Source organism: Saltatorellus ferox (assembly GCA_007751475.1).
GTDB lineage: Bacteria > Planctomycetota > UBA1135 > UBA1135.
In genome coordinates, this window is record CP036434.1 from 69,485 (window position 1) to 89,443 (window position 19,959).

Annotated in this window: 16 protein-coding genes; 12 read left to right on the forward strand and 4 right to left on the reverse strand. The window is 66.0% G+C overall.

Annotation, left to right across the window (positions count from 1 at the left end; translation table 11 throughout):
- Positions 1-21: 21 nt before the first annotated feature.
- Positions 22-1,317, forward strand: coding sequence for an ABC transporter substrate-binding protein (locus Poly30_RS00270; RefSeq protein WP_145194021.1), 1,296 nt, complete (start codon positions 22-24; stop codon positions 1,315-1,317).
- Positions 1,318-1,322: 5 nt separating this feature from the next.
- Positions 1,323-3,239 (forward strand): sensor histidine kinase, encoded by a 1,917-nt coding sequence (locus tag Poly30_RS00275; RefSeq protein ID WP_145194022.1) that lies wholly within the window; start codon positions 1,323-1,325, stop codon positions 3,237-3,239.
- Between the two features lie 127 nt (positions 3,240-3,366).
- Here Poly30_RS00275 and Poly30_RS00280 read toward each other — a convergent pair whose 3' ends face one another.
- A complete protein-coding gene (locus tag Poly30_RS00280) occupies positions 3,367-4,797 on the reverse strand; it encodes a sulfatase (protein ID WP_145194023.1) in 1,431 nt (476 codons plus the stop codon).
- Positions 4,798-4,830: 33 nt separating this feature from the next.
- On the opposite strand from Poly30_RS00280, the gene Poly30_RS00285 reads away from it, so the two are divergent.
- Positions 4,831-5,358: a DinB family protein gene (locus tag Poly30_RS00285; RefSeq protein ID WP_145194024.1), complete on the forward strand. Its 528-nt coding sequence runs from the start codon at positions 4,831-4,833 to the stop codon at positions 5,356-5,358.
- 16 nt (positions 5,359-5,374) lie between these two features.
- Here the strand turns inward: Poly30_RS00285 and dbpA are convergent, their stop codons facing one another.
- Positions 5,375-6,805, reverse strand: coding sequence for an ATP-dependent RNA helicase DbpA (dbpA, locus tag Poly30_RS00290; protein ID WP_145194025.1), 1,431 nt, complete (start codon positions 6,803-6,805; stop codon positions 5,375-5,377).
- Positions 6,806-7,005: 200 nt separating this feature from the next.
- On the opposite strand from dbpA, the gene Poly30_RS00295 reads away from it, so the two are divergent.
- The 7 genes from Poly30_RS00295 to Poly30_RS00325 all read left to right on the forward strand — a co-directional run bounded on the left by Poly30_RS00295 (position 7,006) and on the right by Poly30_RS00325 (position 13,426).
- Positions 7,006-7,701, forward strand: a complete 696-nt coding sequence (locus Poly30_RS00295) for a response regulator (RefSeq protein ID WP_145194026.1) — start codon at positions 7,006-7,008, stop codon at positions 7,699-7,701.
- A 127-nt stretch (positions 7,702-7,828) separates the two neighbouring features.
- Entirely contained in the window at positions 7,829-8,725 is an 897-nt protein-coding gene (locus Poly30_RS00300; protein ID WP_145194027.1) for a PstS family phosphate ABC transporter substrate-binding protein, read from the forward strand.
- A gap of 144 nt (positions 8,726-8,869) precedes the next feature.
- Positions 8,870-9,943, forward strand: coding sequence for a phosphate signaling complex protein PhoU (gene phoU, locus Poly30_RS00305; protein WP_145194028.1), 1,074 nt, complete (start codon positions 8,870-8,872; stop codon positions 9,941-9,943).
- A gap of 4 nt (positions 9,944-9,947) precedes the next feature.
- Positions 9,948-10,979, forward strand: a complete 1,032-nt coding sequence (pstC, locus tag Poly30_RS00310; RefSeq protein ID WP_145194029.1) for a phosphate ABC transporter permease subunit PstC — start codon at positions 9,948-9,950, stop codon at positions 10,977-10,979.
- Positions 10,976-11,866 carry a phosphate ABC transporter permease PstA gene (pstA, locus tag Poly30_RS00315; protein ID WP_145194030.1) on the forward strand — a complete coding sequence of 297 codons (891 nt, stop codon included), beginning with the start codon at positions 10,976-10,978 and terminating at the stop codon, positions 11,864-11,866. Before pstC ends, pstA begins: the two co-directional genes overlap by 4 nt.
- Positions 11,863-12,627 carry a phosphate ABC transporter ATP-binding protein gene (locus Poly30_RS00320; protein WP_419190774.1) on the forward strand — a complete coding sequence of 255 codons (765 nt, stop codon included), beginning with the start codon at positions 11,863-11,865 and terminating at the stop codon, positions 12,625-12,627. Before pstA ends, Poly30_RS00320 begins: the two co-directional genes overlap by 4 nt.
- Positions 12,620-13,426: a phosphate ABC transporter ATP-binding protein gene (locus Poly30_RS00325; RefSeq protein ID WP_145194031.1), complete on the forward strand. Its 807-nt coding sequence runs from the start codon at positions 12,620-12,622 to the stop codon at positions 13,424-13,426. The genes Poly30_RS00320 and Poly30_RS00325 overlap by 8 nt, the downstream gene beginning before the upstream one ends.
- A 67-nt stretch (positions 13,427-13,493) precedes the next feature.
- Here Poly30_RS00325 and Poly30_RS00330 read toward each other — a convergent pair whose 3' ends face one another.
- Complete coding sequence (locus Poly30_RS00330; protein WP_419190775.1) at positions 13,494-14,912, reverse strand: OprO/OprP family phosphate-selective porin; 1,419 nt, start codon at positions 14,910-14,912, stop codon at positions 13,494-13,496.
- Positions 14,913-15,187: 275 nt separating this feature from the next.
- Between Poly30_RS00330 and Poly30_RS00335 the strand changes: the two genes are divergently transcribed.
- Positions 15,188-16,372: an FHA domain-containing protein gene (locus Poly30_RS00335; protein ID WP_145194033.1), complete on the forward strand. Its 1,185-nt coding sequence runs from the start codon at positions 15,188-15,190 to the stop codon at positions 16,370-16,372.
- A 15-nt stretch (positions 16,373-16,387) separates the two neighbouring features.
- On the opposite strand, the gene Poly30_RS00340 is transcribed toward Poly30_RS00335, so the two are convergent.
- The gene (locus Poly30_RS00340; protein WP_145194034.1) at positions 16,388-17,125 is read right to left on the reverse strand and encodes a glycine zipper domain-containing protein; all 738 of its coding nucleotides are present in this window, start codon (positions 17,123-17,125) and stop codon (positions 16,388-16,390) included.
- A 163-nt stretch (positions 17,126-17,288) separates the two neighbouring features.
- On the opposite strand from Poly30_RS00340, the gene Poly30_RS00345 reads away from it, so the two are divergent.
- Positions 17,289-19,943: a serine/threonine protein kinase gene (locus Poly30_RS00345; RefSeq protein WP_419190776.1), complete on the forward strand. Its 2,655-nt coding sequence runs from the start codon at positions 17,289-17,291 to the stop codon at positions 19,941-19,943.
- Positions 19,944-19,959 lie beyond the last annotated feature (16 nt).

Sequence of the window (19,959 nt, forward strand, 5' to 3'; positions counted from 1 at the left end):
GTCCATGCGCTCGCTTTCCCGATGGTCGATCCCCTACCCAGCACTTCGAGCGTTCTCCGACCGAGTCGTCGAACCTTGCTTCGCGGGGGAGTGGCGCTCGTGGCCAGTCCTGGGCTTCTATCGGCCGGGCCAGCGATCCATGTGAATCGTCGCCCGAAGCTGCGCGTGCTCGGCACGCACGTGACGCTTCAGCCCGCCATCCGTGAGCGCGCCCAGAGGGTCCTGGATATCGACATCGAGTTTCTGCCAGGCGGAAGCGCCGAGGTTCTACAGAAGGCATCGACCTTTCCCGAGTCCTTCGATGTCTACGAGCAGTGGTCGAACAGCATCGAGATCCTGTGGGAGGCTGGCGCCATTCAGCCGATCCAGCATGAGCGGATCGCGCTCTGGAACGAGGTGAACGACCTTTGTAAGACGGGTCGTTTGGAAGCTGGGGCGACCGTTGGCAAGGGCGCCGCGCCGCACCGGATGCTGTATGCCCAGGCCAACGGGACGCTCTCCGGAGCTCCGAGCCAGGAACTGAGCTTCCTTCCCTACGTCCACAACGTGGATTCGTTCGGCTACGACGCGGCCTCCGTTGAACGTGGTACTCCCTACGGATCGGAAAGCTGGGGGTGGCTGCTCGACCCCAGGTGGCGCGGACACGTCGGTATCGTCAACGAGCCGACGATCGGTTTGTTCGATCTGGCGCTCGCTGCCGAGGCCCGCGGTCTCGTGACCTTCGCTGACATTGGCCAGATGACGCGCAAGGAGATCGACATGCTCTTCGAGGTCTTGATCGACCACAAGCGCCGAGGCCAGTTCGGCGCTTTCTGGAACTCGGTCCCTCACTCGGTCGACCTGATGGCCAGCGGCCGCATCTGTGTCTCCAGCATGTTCAGTCCGGCGGTTTCTGCGCTCAACGGCCAGGGCCACGACGTCGTTTATGCGGCACCGAGGGAGGGCTATCGCGCCTGGCACGGGGTGATGTGTCTTTCGTCACGGACAAGCGGTCACGCCATGGACGCGGCCTATCGCTACATGAACTGGTGGCTCTCGGGATGGCCCGGGGCGTTCGTCGCGCGCCAGGGCTACTACATTTCGAACCCGGAGAGGGCGCGCGCGTTCCTGAGCGAGGCGGAGTGGGCCTACTGGTACTCGGGGCTCGAAGCAACGAGCCCCCTGACCGGACCCGACGGCTCCGTTTCCGTTCGAGCGGGCGAAGTACGGCGAGGGGGCAGCTACCGCGAGCGCTTCGGTCACGTGTCCGTCTGGAACACCGTCATGCGCGAATACGAATACAGCATGCGCGGCTGGTACTCACTGCTGACAGCGTGACCGAAATGGCCCCACGATCAGAATGGCCTGCGCCTTCGAAGCGCGTACGGCCGAGGGGACTCAGGCGCCGAATCGGCGCCGGGTTCGCCCTCGTGCTCGTGCTTCACCTCTCGGTGGTGGCGATCAATCACCTCGTCCTGGCGAAGGCCGCCGAGTCCATCGATCGGTCGGCCGGACGCAACGCGCAGGTCGCGGCGCTGCTCGCCATGGACCGGGACATCGAGACCCTCCAGGGAACGGTGCTTTCGTTCATGTACACGGGTGATCAAGCGCTTGCCAGACGGGTCACCGAGGGCGTGGAGCATTTGAGTGAGGCCTTGACCGTCCACTCGGACGGTGCATTCGGCTCCTCACGCTCCGGGGACCTGGCGCCCATGATGGACGCACTGCGGTCCTATGAAGAGGGACTCGTCCAGGTCATTGCCCAGCGCGGGCACCAGAGTCGGGTTCTGATCGACTCCGTCCGGCCGTTCGCTGCCGAGACTCGAGCGACGCTTTCGAGGCTGCTGGCGGTCGCGGATGCCCAGGGAGCGAGCGAGGCCGTCGCGAAGGTGGGGGCCGCGATCCGGCGATTCGATCGCGCAGAAGAAGTCGTGCTGGCCTACCAGCTGGATCCGAGTGGCGCCCTGGTGCACCAGTTTCGTGAGGCCAGCGGAGAATTCGCGGTCGCCCTCGAGGATCTGGTCTCGGCGGATGTCGAGCCGATCCGGGCGGGGGTCGATGCCTGGAGACGATCGGTCTTTCACGTGTTCAGCTCCACGCGGAGTTACCTGCACCTGGTCAACGTGGTCCTCGCTGGCCAGGCGCTGGAGTTTCGAACGCTTTCCTCGCTGTGGATCGAGCGGGCCCTCGACGCGCAGGCGGTCGAGGAGATGGAGGCGCAGCTGGACGGCGAGAGGCTGCGCGAGCTCTCCGACTGGGCGGGAATTCTGACGGTGCTCGCCGGCCTCCTGGCGGGCTGGTGGATCAGCCGTTCCGTGTCGGCACCGATCACGGAGATGTCCGACACGTTTACGGCGCTGGCCGCGGGACATCATGTGGAGATCGCGGGGACCGACCGACGGGATGAGCTGGGACAGCTCGCGAAGGCGGCCGAGGTCTTCGCCGAGCGGAACCGAGAAACCAGGGCGCTTCTGGTGCAGGCCGACCGGATGGCGCGCGAGCGGGAGACCACCAACGGGATCCTGGAGAAGCATGTCGCGGAGCTCAAACTCCGCAACGAGGACCTCGACAGTTTTTCTTACTCCGCGTCCCACGACCTCCGCGCTCCCCTGCGTTCGATCGCTCTCCTGGCCGAGTGGATTCAGGAGGATGCGGCGAGCTCTCTCCCGTCGGAGTCGGTGGAGCATCTTCAGCTGATGGTGGGCCGCGTCCAGCGGCTGGACAAGCTCCTGGATGGCCTCCTCGCCTATGCGCGTATCGGGAGAGCCGAAGACCTCAAGCAGCGCTTCTCGGTTCGTGGTGCGATCGACGACGCCGTCGAAGCGTGGGGCGGCCTATCGGCCGTACGAGTCTCTGTGGTCGGCGAGGACGTCGAGCTAGAGGCGCCGCGCGTCGCCTTCCACAAGGTCGTGCAGAACCTCGTCAGCAACGCCGTTGCTCATCACGACAGGGAAGTCGCGCACGTCACGATCGAGATCCAGGTCGACGACGATCATCTGGAGCTTCGAGTGGGGGACGACGGCCCAGGAATCCCGGCTCTCTTGCACGAGCGCGTCTTCCAGATCTTCCAGACAGGCAAGCCGCGGGACGTCCAGGAAGGGAGTGGGATCGGGCTCGCCATCGTCCAGAAGATGGTCTATCAGGCGGGTGGTTCGATCGAGCTGGACCCGGCGCCCGGCCGTGGGGCCCTCTTCCTCGTCCGCTGGCCGCTGCTCGCGCGCTCCGAGTCCCGCCTGCCGGTGGCCTCGGAGCCCGTCTGACCTTCTGCCTGGCCTCGACTCCACGCTCGAAGGCCGGACCGGTCCGATTGGTCCGATTGGTCCGATTGGTCAGCTTGGTCCGATTGGGATGCGGCCGGAAGCGGTAGGTATCGAGCGCCGTGGCCTGCTACTTGCCTGGGTCTTCCCCTCCGTAGCCCAGCGCTCGCAGGTCCTCGCGGACGGCGTCGCTCGTCGTCTGGGTCCTGACGGCTCGGCGCTGGCGCGCGAGTAGCTCGAGGAGTTCCGCCTCCAGGCGATCGGTGACGGTCGTCTCCATCGCTGATACGTCCGTGACCTCGTCCGGGTCGCTGCGGAGATCGAAGAGCTGGCGCCGGCCATCCGGGGCCAGATGGAGTCGCCAGTGGGCGGCTTGCAGGGTGTAGTGGATGCCGCCGTCGACCGATTGGAGCGGAGAGCTTTGACCGAGCAGGCGCGCGTCTCCGTGGTGAATCGTCGGGTCGAGCCGATCGACGCCTGACATCTGCTCGAGGAACGCGGCTTCGTTCGGCAGCTCGACGAGATGGAGCAGGGTCGGCGCGAAGTCGACGAGAGAGACAGGATCGGTCATCCGGCGCGGCTCATGGCCGGGCGCACGGAACCACATGGGCACCTGAAGCTGCTCGGCCCACACGAAGCCGTGCCCGGGCATGCCGTGCTGGTTGAGGCCCTCACCATGGTCGGCCATCACGACGATGATGGCGTCCTTCAGCCAGCCGAGTTCTTCGCCGTGCGCGAGCAGCCGCTCGATCTGATCGTCGACGAACGCGATCTCCTCGTCGTACAGATCGATGCTCTCCGCGAGGTCGCTCCATTCGCCGGTTCGGCGCTGAGCGCTTTCGACGAAACCGCGGGCGAGGAGAGCGTCATGCTCGCTCGTCGTGAGCTGGAACCGATCTCGGTAGGCCTCCGGAGGGTGATACGGAACGTGCGGGTCGAAGTAGTGCACCCAGAGAAGACCCGGCTGGTTGCCGGCGCTGAGTTCGTCCAGTGCCTCGATGGCGGCGTTGGTCGCAGCCTTGGCCCCGCGCTGCTTGCGCTGCGGCTGGGAGTAGCTCTGGAAGCCGGTCGCGAGACCGAAGCTGTCGATGAGGGGAAAGGCGCTGACGACGGCGCGCGCGTCGTAGCCTGCCCTGGAGAAAAACTCGGCGAGCGTCTCGAGTTCGGGATCGCGCTGGTAGGTCATCCCGTCAGCGATGTTGGCCAGCACGCCGTGCTCGTGGGGGGCGACGCCCGTGAACATGGAGGTGTGGCTCGGAAGGGTCGTCGCGATGGGCGCGTACGCGCGCTCGAAGACGATGGACTCTTCCGCCAGCCGGTCGAGCCGTGGGCTCGTCTCTCGGACGTAGCCGTGGGCGCCGAGGTGGTCCGCACGGAGCGTGTCGATCGTCAGGATGAGAACGTTCGGTGTGTGGAGGGGCTCATCGGCGCTTGGCCGTTCCCCCGAGCTCGTGAGGAATGGGCGCGTGGAAGCGTTTTCTGGATCGTCGCCGCAGCCCGAGAGGCCCGCACCAGCGGCCAGCAAAGCGGCGATCCAGCAACATGCAAGCCTCGATCTCATGCGCCGAGCTTAGCAGGCTGGTAGCTTGTCGGGATGTCCACCAGCGCCTATCCCCGGCCCTCGAGCCAGGAATACCATCCGTACTACCGAGGCTACGTCGAACTGGCTCCGGACGGCGATATCGTCGCCTCGCTGGAGGAACAGGGGCAACGCCTCGTCGCACGCTGGCGCGCTCTGCCCCCGGAGATGCACGGCTATCGCTACGAAAAGGACAAGTGGAGCGCCGCGGAAGTCCTCGGCCATATCGCCGACACCGAGCGTCTGTTCAGCTACCGCGCCATGTGCTTCCTGCGCGGCGTCACGGAGGCGCAGCCGGGCGTCGACCAGGACGTGATGGTGCCCAACTCCGGCGCGGATCAGCGCGGCATCCCTTCGCTCGTGAGCGAGTTCGAGTGGCAGCGCCGAGCCAACGTCGAGCTGTTCCGGGGCCTCTCCCAGGCCCAGGGCGACCGGCGCGGCATCGCGTCAGACGCGGAGATCACGGTGCGTGCGCTCCTGTTCATTCTCTACGGCCACGCCGAGCATCACGCCGCGGTCCTCCGCGAACGTTACGTTCCGTGATCGCGCTCCGACGGCGCTACAGAATGAGCGTCGCGCGATAGCGCTTGCCCTTGATCTTGCCCTTGTTCATGCGCGCGGTCGCCGCGCGCGCCAGGTGCTCGGTGACCGCCACGTAGGAGAGGCGATCCTGGACCTCGATCTTGCCGACGTCGCTCCCTTTCAGTGCGCCTTCTTCACCGGTGAGCGCGCCGAGGATGTCGCCGCGCCGCACCTTGTCCTTGCGGCCACCCGAGATCAGGATCGTCGCCATCGGCGGCGGTCCCGCGAGCGTGGCCAGCATCGCCGGCACGTTGGAAAGCGTCTTGGGGTCGAGCGCGATGGGCTCCACCGTCAGGCCCGTGAGTTCCTCGATGGCGTCGATCCGCGGGTCGCTGGTGCCCTTCACCAGGGAGATGGCCGTCCCCGTCTTGCCGGCGCGGCCCGTGCGACCGATGCGGTGAACGTAGATCTCGGGCTGGCTCGGAAGTTCGTAGTTGATCACGAGGTCGAGCCCATCGATGTCGATGCCGCGGCCGGCGACGTCCGTGGCGACGAGCGTGCGAATGCTGCCGTTGCGAAAGCGCGCGAGGACCTGATCACGGTGGAACTGATCGAGGTCACCGTCGAGGCGATCCGCGCTGACGCCGTGGCGGCGGAGCGCTTCGGTCAGCTCGGCGACGGACGCCTTGAAGTTACAGAACACGATCACCGATTCGTGAGGGTGGTCGACCAGGAGCCTGCAGAGCGAGGCGAAGCGCAGGTCCGGGGTGGAGGCGCAGCGGAGCTGCCGGACGCCCCGGAGTTCTGCCGGGCTCTCGGCGGTCTCGGCTTCGATCTCGACCCGCAGGGCGTCCGGCTTCTGGAGCGAGCGGCTCATCTCCTCGATCGAGGTCGGGAACGTGGCCGAGAAGAGAGCCGTCCGGCGCTCGGTCGGGAGCGCCTTCACGATGCGGCGCACGTCCGGGCCGAAGCCCATGTCGAGCATCCGGTCCGCCTCGTCGAGCACCAGGTGCCGGAGGCTCCTCGGGTGAAGCGATCCATTCTGGAGATGGTCCTGCACGCGGCCCGGAGTTCCCACGGCCAGGTGGACCCCGCGCTCGAGGGCCTCGCGCTGGGGGCGCGCAGGCTGCCCGCCGGTCAGCTCCAGCACCGTGAGTCCTCCGAGGCCGGCGCCGAAGCCGCGCAGCTCGCGGGCCACCTGGCTGGCGAGCTCCCGCGTGGGGCAGAGCACCAGCGCCTGCACTTCTCTCCGCTCGAGGTCGATGGCCTGGAGCAGCGGTAGGCCGAAGGCCGCCGTCTTGCCGCTGCCGGTGCGCGACTGCCCGACGACGTCGCGGCCCGCGAGAAGCGCGGGGATGCAAGCCGCCTGGACGGGGGTAGGGGACGCGAAGCCCGCGGCGCGCACGGCCTCGAGGAGCTCGGAGGAGAGCCCGAGGGACTCGAAGGTGGGCGTGGAAGGGGGATTCACGGGCGGGAGGATAGCAGGCCGCTTCCCCGCGCCGACGGCTCCCGCTGCACGAGCCTCTGCAATGTGCGCCGAATCCTGAAAAGGGGCCCCCGGACCCCGCCCGGCTGAATCCTGCGTGTACGTTGACTCAATCTTTAAAATCGGCACCTAGTGTACTCGCCTCGTAAGCCCGGAAATCGATCGGGCTGGCGCCCTCCTCCATGTCCAAGCCATCCGTTCTCATCGTCGAAGACGATCCCGACATCGTCGAGCTGCTCCAGTACACCCTGGAGCGCGAAGGCTACCCCGTCCTCGTCGCGACCAACGGCGACAAGGGCCTCTCGGAGGCGCGCCGGCGCCAGCCTGGCCTGGTGCTGCTCGATCTGATGATGCCCGGCCTCAGTGGGCTCGAGGTCTGCCGTGCCCTGAAGTCGGATCCGGGTACCCGGGACATCCCGGTCGTGATGATCACGGCGAAGAGCGAAGAGAGCGACGTCGTCCTCGGCCTCGAGTGCGGCGCCGACGACTACGTGCCCAAGCCCTTCGGCCCCAGGGAACTCGTGGCGCGGATTCGTGCGGTCCTGCGCCGAGGGGAAATCGCCCGACCGACCCAGACCCGCATCGAAACCGACGGGGTGGTTCTCGACCGAGAGAGGTACGAGGTGGAGGCCGGCGGGACCCTGCTGGAGCTCACCCGGTCCGAGTTCCGCCTGATGTGGACCCTCGCCAGGCATCCCGGGCGAGTCTACGCCCGCGAGGAGCTGGTCGAGCGCCTCACGGATGGTGAGGTCGTCATTCTCGACAGGAACATCGACGTCCACGTGAGTTCGATCCGCCGGAAGCTCGGCGATCTCGGGGACCTCATCGGGACGGTCCGAGGTGTCGGCTACAAGTGGAACCAAAGGGCCTCCGCCTGACCCGGCTCTCTTCGGCGCGCCGGCGTCTCTTTACGATTCCTTGATCTTTCCCTGATCGTTCCTTGCCGGTCCGCGGGTCTCATCTTCGCCCCCAACTCTCATCCCCTCCGCCACTCGATCCTCTCCCATGAAGCGCACCCTCGTTCTGACGGCCCTTGCCTCCCTCTCCACCCTCGGCCTCAGCGCTTGCGGCGGCTCCGCCCACGGCGGCAACCACATCCAGAACAAGGGCTCTGACACCCTCGTCAACGTGGCCCAGGCATGGGCCGAGGAGTACAGCAAGGTGCAGCCGGACGTCTCGGTCGCCGTCTCGGGTGGCGGCTCGGGCGTCGGCATCTCGGCGATGATCAACGGCACGGTCGACATCGCCAACGCGAGCCGCGCCATGAAGCAGAAGGAGATCGACCAAGCGAAGGGCAACGGCATCGATCCCGTGGAGCACATCGTCGGCTTCGACGCCCTCGCCGTGTACGTCCACAAGGACAACCCGATCGAGTCGATCACGCTGGAGCAGCTCGCGGACATCTACGGCGAGAACGGCACCGTCACCAGGTGGAGCCAGCTCGGCGTCACCATGCCGTCGAATACCGCCGACGAGATCGTTCGTATCAGCCGCCAGAACAACTCCGGCACCTACTCCTATTTCCGCGATACGGTCCTCGGCACCGACGGCAGCTACAAGCTCGGATCCAACGACCTGCACGGCTCCAAGGACGTCGTCGACACCGTGGAGAAGACTCCGGGCGCCATCGGCTACTCCGGGCTTGCCTATGCCAACGAGCATGTCAAGCTCGTTCCAGTTTCTACCAACGGCGGCGCTCCTGTGTCCCCGACGACGCAGACGGCTGTCGACGGATCCTATCCGATCGCGCGCCCGCTCTTCATGTACACTGCGGGCGAGCCCACGGGTAAGGTGAAGGCGTATCTGGACTGGATCCTGTCGCCCACGGGTCAGAAAATCATCGAGGCCAAAGGCTACGCGCCGGTCGGGCTCGATACCGCAGCCGGCGCCGCCGGGAACTGACCTCCCCCCCCAGCCCCCCCACACAACACGACGCTCGCCTCATGGGCTTCCCCTGAGGGCCGCACGCCTCCTCGAGTTCTCCCGTGAATCGCGGAGAGGGGGGCTGCGGTCCGGACGGGGAAGAAGCGTCTTCAGGAAGCCTGAATGTCGAAAGGTGTCTACGAAGCGCGGCTCGAGAAGGATCTTGCCTCCATCCGCAAGCGCATCCGCAAGATGGGCAAGAGCGTGGTCGCCGCCGTCCGGGACGCGACCCAGGCCGTACTGGACAGCGATACCGATCTCGCGACCGACATCGTCCTCGGGGACATGCCGATCAACCGACAGGCACGCGATCTCGACGAACGCTGCCACAGGTTCATCGCCCGTCACCTCCCGAGCGCCGGCCACCTGCGCTTCATCTCCTCGGCCATGCGTCTCTCCAAGACGCTGGAGCGGATCGGTGACTACGCGGCGACGATCGCCCGGGCAGGACTGCACTTCACCAAGAAGCCGCCCGAGATGCTGCGCCAGGACATCGAGCTCCTCGGCGGTCATGCGACGACCGTACTCCAGCAGTGCCTCGACGCCTACGACAAGGAGAGCGTCGTCGAAGCCCGCGCGAACCGCTCGGTCGTCAACAGGTACGGGGCCACCTTTGACAAGGTCTACGAAGATCTCCTGGAGGTGGGCCGTAGCGGCGAATACGCGATCGAGGATCTCTTCGCGCTGCACGCCATCGTGCACCGGCTCGAGCGCGTCATCCATATGGGGAAGAACATCTCCGAACAGACCCTGTTCACCCTGACGGGCGAGCGGAAGGGCGAGAAGACGTTCGATTTCCTCTTCGTCGACCGCGCTGGCGCGGGGGCAGCGCTCCTGGCCGCCCAGTTCTGCCGCAAGGCCTACCCCGAAGCGGGGACCTTCCGCTGCGCGGGCTGGGACGCGGCGGGTGAGCCCAACGAGACCTTCGTTCAGTTCGCGGACTCGAAGGGAATCGACCTGCGGGTCGCGGTTCCCGTCTCCTTCGACGACATCCGCGAAAACTTCGAGGACTTCGACTTCGTCATCGACCTGGAAGGGGGCATTCGCGAGCACATCCGGCGGGTTCCGTTTCACACGACGATCCTGAGCTGGCCCCTCACGGACAGTTCGGACCCCTCGGCCGTGCACAAGGAACTCGTGCCGAGGCTCAATGACCTCATGGAAGTGCTTCGAGGCGAGAGCGAGGACGACGGCTAGACCCATGTCCGACAATACGGTCGACAATACCTCCTCCGGCACCCCCGCCCAGCCGCCGGGTAAGCCGCCGGGTAAGCCGCCGGGTAAGCCGCCGGGTCCGCCCTATGGCGGAACACCCAAGCGGCGGCGCGAGGACAGGCTGGAGGATCGGATCGATGCCGCTTGGATCTGGGATCGTATCGCCAGGGCGACGATCTTCCTCGGTGGCATTTCGGCCATCGTTTTCGTCCTCGCGATCTTCCTCTTCATCGCCCGGGAAGGGCTCGGATTCGCGCTCTCGGAGCTTGATCTCGGGTACTTCTTCACGTCGCCGAACTGGCGCCCAACCAATGAGACCCCCCAGTTCGGTGCCCTGGCGCTGATTGCGGGCACCGCCAGCATCACGGGCCTCGCGATGCTCATCGCGGTTCCGTTCGCCCTGGGGGCGGCGATCTACATCGGCGAGTTCGCCACCGGGAAGACGCGGGAGACGCTGAAGGTCCTCGTCGAGCTGCTCGCAGCGACGCCTTCCGTGGTCTGGGGCTTCATCGGTCTTTCGATCATGAACCCGCTGATCATCGAGATGTTCGATGTCCCCATCGGCCTGACGGTGCTCAACGCGGGCATCATTCTGGGCTTGATGGCCGCACCGATCATGACGACGATCGCGGAGGACGCTCTCAAGGCGGTGCCGGACAGCTATCGTGAGGCGGCCGAGGCCATGGGCGCGACGCGCTGGCAGATCATTCGCCAGGTCGTGATCCCCTCCGCCAAGCACGGCCTCGTCGCGGCGATCCTGCTTGGCGTGGGCCGCGGTTTCGGTGAAACCATGGCCGTTCTGATGGCTTCTGGCCACGCGATCAACATGCCGACGAGCCCCTTCGACTCGGCGCGCGCCCTGACCGCAACGATCGCCTCCGAGCTGGGCGAGACCGCCAACGGCTCCGAGCACTACCGAGTGCTGTTCACGCTTGGAATTTTTCTGTTCCTCGTGACCTTCGTGATCAACCTTCTTGCGGATGTTCTCGTCCGCAAGGGAGACAAGAAACGATCATGAGCGACGCCATCAAGAACGGGTTCCAGGCGGCGCCCCTGGATCGGAGAAACCAGCGCAATCAGCGCGTCTTCCGACTGCTCTTCCTGACGATGACGGTCATCCTGATCGTGCCGGTCGTCGTCATTCTGGCCCTGCTCACGATCAAGGGAGCTCCCGCGCTGTCGTGGGGCTTCTTCACGGAGTCGCCCAAGAATGGACTCACCGAAGGCGGGATCTTTCCGGCGCTCGTGGGAACGCTCTGGCTCGTGGCGGTCGCCCTCGTGGCCTCCGTGCCCCTCGGCGTCGCCGCGGCGATCTACCTGTCCGAGTACGCCAAGGACAATCTGCTGACGCGCCTCATCAACCTGGCGATCATCAACCTCGCTGGCGTGCCGTCCATCGTGCACGCTCTCTTCGGGCTTGGTGCCTTCGTGCTGTTCTTCAAGTTCGGTACGAGCATCCTGGCGGCCAGTCTGACGCTGGCGATCATGACCCTGCCCGTGGTGATCGTCTCGACGCGTGAGGCGCTCCAGTCGGTGCCGCAGTCCTTCCGGCTCGCCTGCTGGAGCCTCGGCGCCACCCGCTGGCAGACGATCCGCAAGGTGGTCCTTCCGAACTCGATCAGCGGCATCTTGACCGGAGTCATCCTGGAGGTCTCGCGTACCGTGGGTGAGACCGCGCCGATCATGTTCACCGGAGCCGTGTTCTTCCTTCCGTTCCTGCCCCAGAGCGTGATGGACCAGACGATGGCGATGTCGCTGCACCTCTACAACGTGGCGACGCAGGTCCCTGACATTCCGGAAGCGCTCCCGTTCGGCGTGGCCCTTTCGCTCATCCTGATGGTCCTCCTCCTGAACTCCGTTTCCATCGCCTTCCGCGTGCACCTTCGGAGAGTGAAGAAGTGGTGAGCAAGGACCGCATCAAGCTCGAGGTCAAGGACCTCGAGATCCGCTACGGCAGCCACGTAGCCCTCCAAGGGGCCACGCTGAACATTCGTGAGAACGAGATCTTCGGCATCATCGGCCCGGCCAACAGCGGCAAGACCTCCTTCCTGCGTGCGATCAACCGCATGGACGAGATGACCTCGGGGATGCGCGTGAAGGGAACGCTTGAGTTCAACGGCAAGGACGTCAGCCAGTGGCGGAACCTCTACGCGCTCCGGAGCCGGATCGGCGTCGTCTTCCCGCTCCCCGTGGGCCTGCCCATGTCGGTCTACGACAATGTGGCCTTCGCCGCGAAGCTCCGCGGCGTCAAGGGCAAGGCGAACCTCGACGAGGTGGTCGAGCGCTGTCTCACGCGTGCGGCGCTGTGGGACGAGGTCAAGGATCGTCTCGACTCGCTCGGAAGCCTGCTCTCGGGGGGCCAGCAACAGCGCCTGACCATCGCACGAGCGCTTTCCCAGGACCCCGAGCTGCTCCTGCTCGACGAGTTCTCCATCGCGGTCGATCCGGTCACGACGATGCGCATCGAAGAGGTTCTCAAGGACCTCAAGAAGGAGATGACGATCGTGCTCGTGACCAACCTGGTCCAGCAGGCCCGCCGACTCGCGGATCGAACGGCTCTCTTCCTCGCTGGCGAGGTCGTCGAGGTCGGGAAGACGAAGCGCCTCTTCGGCGGCGCTGCCACGGATCAACGAACCACCGACTACATCGAGGGGCGCTTTGGTTAGCGATACGACATCGACGGCCGCAGCGACGGCAACAGGGAAGGCCAAGGCCATCCAGACCCGGAAGCTCAACCTCTGGTACGGGAGCTTCCAGGCGCTCTTCGACGTGGACATCGATGTGGTCCAGGGGAAGGTGACGTCGCTCATCGGCCCGAGCGGCTGCGGGAAGTCCACGCTTCTGCGCTCGATCAATCGGATCAACGAACGCCTCGGGTACGTGCGGACGACCGGAACCATCGAAGTGATGGGGCACAACGTGCTCGATCCATCCGTGGAGCTGACCCAGCTACGCCGCGCGGCAGGCATGGTCTTTCAGCGCCCGAACCCGCTGCCACTTTCGATCCGCGACAATCTCTTGTTCGCCTATCGACTGGATCGCGGCGGCAAGGGATCGCGTTCCGACGAAGACGAGGTGGTCGAGAAGGCGCTAAAGGAAGTGCTCCTCTGGGATCAGGTCAAAGATCGGCTCCTGCAGAAGGCGACCGAGCTCTCGCTGGAGGAGCAGCAGAAGCTGTGTATCGCGCGTCTCCTGCCCGTGAAGCCGAGCGTGCTCCTGATGGACGAGCCCTGCTCCGCGCTGGACCCCGAGGCGACGCGCGCGGTCGAGGATCTCTTGTGGCAGCTTCGCGGGGAATACTCGATCCTGATCGTGACCCACAACATGGCGCAGGCTCGCCGTGCGAGCGACGAGTGCATCTTCATGCTCATGGGGAAGGTCGTCGAGCACTCGGCGACGGTCGAGATGTTCGTGACGCCCAAGCACCAGGAGACGGCCGACTATCTCGAAGGCCGCTTCGGGTAGTTGCGGCCTCTGGCTTCGGTCCTGGCTCTGGCCCTTCCTTCATGAGAGGGGCCAGAGCCACCGAAGATCAGAAGTCGATCCGGAGACGAACGCCGAGGACTTCGTAGTCGCCTCCGTCGAAGAGCTGGCCACCCACCTCTTCATCGCGCTGGGAGATCTCGCCCCGGATGTAGTTGAGCTGCATGCTCGCGTTGGCGTTCCAGTACCAGTTGACGCCGAGCGAGAGCGACTCTCCGCGCCCGCCGAGGATGTCCCTGTTCGAGAAGTCCGCCACGGAGTAGCGCGCGGCGATCTGCCAGGCTCCCTTTCCAACCCCAGGGGCGAAGTTCTTGCTCGGCTTCGGGCGTCCGAGCGTGCCGGTCCTTCGATCCCAGACCATGTACTCGCCCGTGAGGAAGTGTGCGAGCTGGACGTAGCCGCCCGCGAACTGGAGATCACGCGCATCGTCGCGCTCCACCCAGGTGTTCATGTACTCACCGACGAGCTGCGTCGGACCGATGTTGTAGACACCTTCGACCGCGGCGATCTCGTACTGATCCGTCCCGGTGATCCGCGAGGTGTCCAGCCAGCGCGCGTCGGTTCGGGCCTCGGGGCGCGTGCGGAAGCGCGCCTCGTTGTCGCTGGCATCCCCGTTCGGGAACGCCACGGTTCCGGAGACGGCCCAGTGGGCGTAGTCGCGGCCGTCGTTCTCCCACATGGCGGTGTTCGCGATGCGGGCGGCGAACTCGGGTTGGAAGGTATCGCCGCTGATCTGGCCCGTGGTGGCGAAGTTCTCCAGGTGGAAGCCGCCGTAGCGCCAGTTCCAGGCCAGGTCTTCGGATTGGCCGTAGGCCACCACGCCGAATCGACGCGCGTCCTGGTTCAGGGCCTCGACGACGTAGGGCCGCTCGATGAACACGTTGTAGCGGCTGGAGTTCAGGTGATCGAGACCGTACGGGCGCTTCTGGTTGCCGATCAGGAGCCGCTGGCTTCCAGGAAGGTCTTCGAAGCCGATGACCATGTCCTTGAAGGCGAAGGCGTCCGGGAGGCCGAAGTCGATCTCGATCTTGTAGTTCATCGAGTCCTTCACCTTGCCCGAAACGCCGATTCGAGCGCGGCGGAAGAGGGTCCGGTTTTGGACATCCTGATCCGGGGCGCCGTTCTCGAAGACGGAGATGGCCCCGTCGGAGCTCGGGTAGGTCCAGTTGTCGATGTGGATACGGCCAAAGACCTTCATGGTCCCACGAGTGCTGCCAATCGTCGGTGTCGTCTCGAGGCGTGCGGTCAGCTCGTCGATCTGCTCCTGGAGATTGAGCAACCTGTTGTGGACCTCGGTGGGGACCTCGGTGGGCGCCTCCTGGGGCGCCTGGAGCTCCTGGGCGACGGCGGGGCCCGCCAGGGAGGGTAGAGAGGCGAGACCGAGGGCGGCCGCGCGACGGCTCCAGAGCGCTGGAGTGATACGGCGCCTTTGCACGGCCTTGAGAGTGGGGGGAGAGAGGTGGGGCAACGAATTGATCCTGTATTGATGAAGTCGCGATCGACCGACTCGGAGGTGCCGTTCCTGGGGGGAGGCAGCGTTCGAGGCGGGATTGAACATTGCGCGCGTGTGGCTGCGCGCAAAGGTCGCATCAAGGGATGGTTAAGGCATCCATGGCCAGCTCCTCCGCCACCGGGGGATGAAAGTCCCATGAGCGGGGGGGCGCAGGGATCGAATCCAGTGCGCGAGGGAGAATTGCGTCTTGCTACTCTCTCGCCCTCATCCCTCCGGGAAGAGCCACCACCATGATTCGAGTAACCGTCAAGAGGGAGGGTGAGCCGGCCGAGCAGCTGACCGTTCAGGGAGAGATCACGATCGGCTGCGTGACGGGTCGTGACATCCTCTTGGACGATCCTCAGATATCCCGTCTGCACGCGGTCGTACGCGAGGAGAACGGCGACTGCATCGTGGTCGACCGGGAGAGCCTCAACGGCACGGTGATCGGTGGCTATCCCGTCGTGGCGAACGAGCCGACGCCGTGGCGACCGGGTGAGGCCATGGTGATCCGTGGGTACACCCTGGTATACGGACCTCCAGAAGAGGGCCGGGATCCAGCGTTGGAGGTGGAATCCGAGCCGATCGTGGAGTTCCTTCCAGGGTTCGAGGTGCGTCGCTCGTCTGCCGCGGAGCACCCACGGCCTGGACTCCTTCGGACGGAGCTGCTCCGTCAGCCGCCGTCGAACTCGCGCTGGGACTGCGGCACCACCACCCTCGTCGTTCTCGATCTCTACCAGGAGACGCGCGACGCCTGGACCCTTCGCCTCGGGGACGGCCCGCACCAGGGAGCGGCCCAGGAGCCCTTCTTGTTCGAACCGGGGCAGTTCGTCGGCCTGGTGCTCGAGGTCGACGGCCAGCGCGTGGTTCGCTGGTGCGGTATTTCCTCATCTCCTTCCCGGCCCCTCTTGCTGGACGTCACGGTTCAGCGCGCGCCGGGAGAGACCGACGCCACCTGGCCCCCGGGGCAGCTTCGCATTGGGGACCGTGTGGAGACGCGGGCGCCCGCTGGCGAATTCTCTCTCTTTCGATATCCGTCCGAGAAGGTGCTGCTCCTCGCCGGAGGATCCGGGATGGTTCCTCTGATGTCCATGCTTCGCTGGATCGTGGACGTCTCGGCGCCCGTCGACGTCGTCGTGCTCTATTCGGCGCGGACGACGGAGGACGTGATCTTCGCGCGCGAACTCGAGTCCATCGCCGCTCGTTTCCCGAGGGTGGCGATCACCGTCACGACGACGAGCCAGCGGATGCCCACCCACGGCTGGCTCGGGCTGCGAGGCCGGATCGATCGACCGAAGCTGGAGGCGGCCGTTCCGGATCTGGCGGAGCGCGAAGCGTACGTCTGCGGCTCCGTGCCTTTCGTCACGGCGATGGGAGAGCACCTCCTGGAGCTGGGCCTTCCGGAAGAGCGCCTGCACCAGCAGAGAGCGCTGTAGCTGACGTCTCCTACTTCAGGAGCTATAAATCGCCGTGTACTGCCGGGTTTCGCCGGTCTTCTGGTTGGAGAGGATCAGCGTGAAGGGGAGCTTCGCTTCATCGGAGCTGGCCTCGATGGTCTTCGGTGTCTTGCCGGAGACGTCCTTGATGTCCTCGAGCGTGTGCACCTCTTCATCGAGAAAGCGTCCGGTCTCGAGGTTGCGCAGGATGACCCCGTCGCTTCCGGGGAGACGGATGGCTTCCAGGAGGACGGGTTTCGGATCGGCCAGTGTCTCTTCGGTACCCAGCTTCTCTTCGGTGACCAGGGGCTCCTCGGTGATCAGGGTCTCTTCGGTGACCTGTGTGTTTTCAGGGAGGGGAATCACCTCCGTGTTCCCGCCGTTCTTTTCCTCCGCGTGCTCTGCCGCATAGGCCTTCACTCGGGTCAGCGCCTTCTCGCGCGCCGCAGCAGAAACGGTGGACGCGGCGCGGGTCACCGCCTGAAGCTCGGCGGAAGTCGCCTCGCGGCTGGCGATCACCCTGGCCTCACGCGTCGTCTGGACGTTGAAGCCGATGGCTCCACCGATCACGGCGCCGAGGGCTGCGCCCACGACCGTCGACTCGGTGTCGCCACCCGCGAGTTGCCCCAGGCCTGCGCCGATGAGGGCCCCGGCGGCTGCGCCCGACGTCGCGCTACAGGATCCGAGGGGGAACGCGAGGGCCATCGCCGCGGGAATCGCGAGGATGAGCTTGGGAGCGAAAGGGGGCTTCATGGGGGAGCAGTGGCGGGGCGGAGGGCGACCCCTGCGAGGGAGGATAAGCGCCCTGGCACACGGACCAACAGAGACATTCTTTTGGCGATGCTCAGATTCGTCCCGGAGATGGGGTCATCCCGCGCCCGCTCGCCGTTTCGACGCCTTAGGATCGCCCTGCACCTTGAATCCAGAGACTTTTGAAAAGACGCTCGTCGGCCATGTCGAGACCGTGGCCGAGCGGGACGCTCTCGAAGAGCTACTCCAGCATCCGCTGCTCGGGGACCTGCCGCGCGCGGAGGGCTATCCCCTGCTGGGAAGCTACGTGCTCTTCGCTCAGCTCGGAAAAGGGGGCATGGCCAACGTCTTCCGCGGGCTTCACGTGCGCCTGGAGACCGAGGTGGCGATCAAGATTCGGACCGCGCCGCCTGGCTCCTCCGGTGCACGCTTTCAGCGGGAGGCTTCGGTAGCCGCGAAACTGGAGCATCCGAACCTCGTGCGCGCGACCGACGTGAACGAATCCCACGGGCTCCAGTACATGGTGCTCGACTACATCGACGGCGAGGACGCCGACGAGCGTGTCGCGCGCAAGGGGCCCCTCGGCGCGCGAGAGGCGCTCACGATCCTCCGCGACGCGGCGCTAGGACTCGCCGAAGCCCACCGCCTCCATTTCATCCATCGGGACATCAAGCCCGCGAACGTCATGATTTCGCGGGAGGGCCGCGTCAAGATCGCCGACCTCGGGCTCGCCAAGAGCCTCGTCGACGATCACCTTGGCCTGACGGCCACCGGCGGGCTCCTCGGCACGCCGATGTACATGGCGCCGGAGCAGTTCCGACGCAGCGAGGAAACGTGCAAGGCGTCGGACGTCTACGGGCTCGGCGCGACGGCGTGCTTCCTGTTGACAGGTCGCCACCCGTTCGACGGCAAGTCCGTTCCCGAGATCATGCAGCAGGTGTGCGTGGCGGGGATCGAACGGCTCGATCGGTCCGTGCCGGCGCTGGATTCGCAGGTGGTCGATCTGATCGAAAGCATCGTCGCGCTCGACGCGGCGGAGCGCCCCGCGGACGGCGGCGAGCTGGCTCGGAAGATCACGCCGGTCCTGGAGGCCCTCGGCGGCGCGGTGGATCTTGCCGATCCCGCCGCGGGCGCCTCGAAGGCGCGCGGCGTCCGTCCACCGACCCGCGAGATGCGATCGCGGATCCGGGCGGCCGTCGCGGGTTCCGCTTCGACGATCGGAGGTGCGCCCGTCGAGGACCACACCGATGATGCCGGGGCGCCCGCGGCCTCCGAGCCGCGTTCGATCCTGCCGTGGGTGGCGGCGGCGATGCTGCTCGCGGCAGCGGGTGGAATCGGCTGGTCGTGGCTTCGATCCCCGAACGAGTCTCGAACCCAACCCGTATCCGGGCCCCAGCCTCGAATCCAGGGCGTCCGCGCCGAGCCCGACCTGATGGCGATCTCCACGCTGGTCAAGAACGCGCGCAGCCGCCGCGAGTGGAGCCGCGGATACGCAGGGCTCCTGGAGCATGTCCGGAAGGCCGATGGCCCAGCGTGGCTCGCTCAGCTCTCAGGGCCCATCGAGGAGCTCTCGGACGAATTCCGCAGGCAGCAGCGCTACGAGAAGGCCACGGATCTGCTCGACCCGGGCGGTCAAGAGGCGCTGATCGAACTTGCCACGACCGACGATCTCTTCGTTCCCTGGACCGAGGTCATCGCGGCGGAGCTGGCGGTGGAGTTCAACGGCCTCGACTACGTGATCGACGAATCGCGGCGTGAGCAGACGGAATCGCTGCTGCAGAAGGCGGCCGTAGGTGGAGACGAGGAGGCGGCCGCGCGCGCGAAGCTCCTGCAGGGAGTCATGGGCCTCGATGAGTTCATGAACGGACGTCGAGAAGACCAGATCGGGAAGCGCGTGCAGGACGATCTGACGGAGGCGGCGGAGAGGGATACGGACAGCGAGGCGGCGGCCTGGCTGGCCGTGCTGTACCTCGATCTTCTCCAGGAGGCCCGCGGGCGTGACGATCAGCTGGTGTGGTTCAGGAAGGGTCGAATGATCGAACTTCTCCAGCGCTCGCTCGATGCGGAAACGCCGTCGGCGGATGCGGCCTACGTCATGGGGCACATCTGCAGCGATGGCCTCGCAGGCGTGCCAAGGTCCCTGGAGGAGGCGCGGCACTACTACGTGCTCGGCGCTTGCAAGGGCAACGTGGGCAGCATCAGTGAAGCCATCCTCTACGGAGCGTCCCTGGAGAGGAGGCTCGACGCCGACATCGAAGAGAAGCTCCTCCATTTTGCGAACAGCGAAACGGAAGAGGTCGCGACGGCCGTTCGAGACGCGTACGCGCTGGCAGCGCTGAACCGTGCGTTCGAGGGACAGGAGAAAGATCCGGAGCGTCGAGCCCGGGCCCTGTCGTTCCTTCGGGAGCGCGTGGAGCTGGACCTCGAGGACAAGCTCGAGAAGGCGCGTCAGTTCGATCGGGTGACCGTGTTCCTGTCGGCGTGGATCGAGGCTGCCGGCCAGGAGGGTTCAGCGACCCGCGCGGAAGTCGCTCGCTGGATCGAGGACCACAAGGACATGCTCGCCAAGGAGATCTACGCCGATCCGCTCCCGCCCCGCTCGGACCCGATCTGGGCGGTCTTGCTGGCCTTCGACCCCGGGCTCACCACGGAGGTGCTCGTGGCTGGCGCGGGCGAGGAGCAGCGGGAGGGCATCGAGACCTTCGTGGAGAGCGGCAGTCTCCTGGCGCTGCTGGAGACTCTGCGCGAGGATCTGTACGAGGATGCGCCCTACGTGCTATCGCTGTTTCGGAAGGCGATCGAGGTGGTCAAGGCTCGCTGATCGCGAGGCGAGATTC

What these genes read in the sequence shown, in the direction of transcription:
- Poly30_RS00280 (WP_145194023.1), bottom strand. Translation starts at nt 4,797, where the DNA reads ATGAGATCGAGGCTTGCATGTTGCTGGATCGCCGCTTTGCTGGCCGCT.
- Poly30_RS00270 (WP_145194021.1), top strand. Translation starts at nt 22, where the DNA reads ATGGTCGATCCCCTACCCAGCACTTCGAGCGTTCTCCGACCGAGTCGT.
- Poly30_RS00275 (WP_145194022.1), top strand. Translation starts at nt 1,323, where the DNA reads ATGGCCCCACGATCAGAATGGCCTGCGCCTTCGAAGCGCGTACGGCCG.
- Poly30_RS00285 (WP_145194024.1), top strand. Translation starts at nt 4,831, where the DNA reads ATGTCCACCAGCGCCTATCCCCGGCCCTCGAGCCAGGAATACCATCCG.
- pstC (WP_145194029.1), top strand. Translation starts at nt 9,948, where the DNA reads ATGTCCGACAATACGGTCGACAATACCTCCTCCGGCACCCCCGCCCAG.
- Poly30_RS00335 (WP_145194033.1), top strand. Translation starts at nt 15,188, where the DNA reads ATGATTCGAGTAACCGTCAAGAGGGAGGGTGAGCCGGCCGAGCAGCTG.
- pstA (WP_145194030.1), top strand. Translation starts at nt 10,976, where the DNA reads ATGAGCGACGCCATCAAGAACGGGTTCCAGGCGGCGCCCCTGGATCGG.
- Poly30_RS00300 (WP_145194027.1), top strand. Translation starts at nt 7,829, where the DNA reads ATGAAGCGCACCCTCGTTCTGACGGCCCTTGCCTCCCTCTCCACCCTC.
- phoU (WP_145194028.1), top strand. Translation starts at nt 8,870, where the DNA reads ATGTCGAAAGGTGTCTACGAAGCGCGGCTCGAGAAGGATCTTGCCTCC.
- Poly30_RS00295 (WP_145194026.1), top strand. Translation starts at nt 7,006, where the DNA reads ATGTCCAAGCCATCCGTTCTCATCGTCGAAGACGATCCCGACATCGTC.
- Poly30_RS00340 (WP_145194034.1), bottom strand. Translation starts at nt 17,125, where the DNA reads ATGAAGCCCCCTTTCGCTCCCAAGCTCATCCTCGCGATTCCCGCGGCG.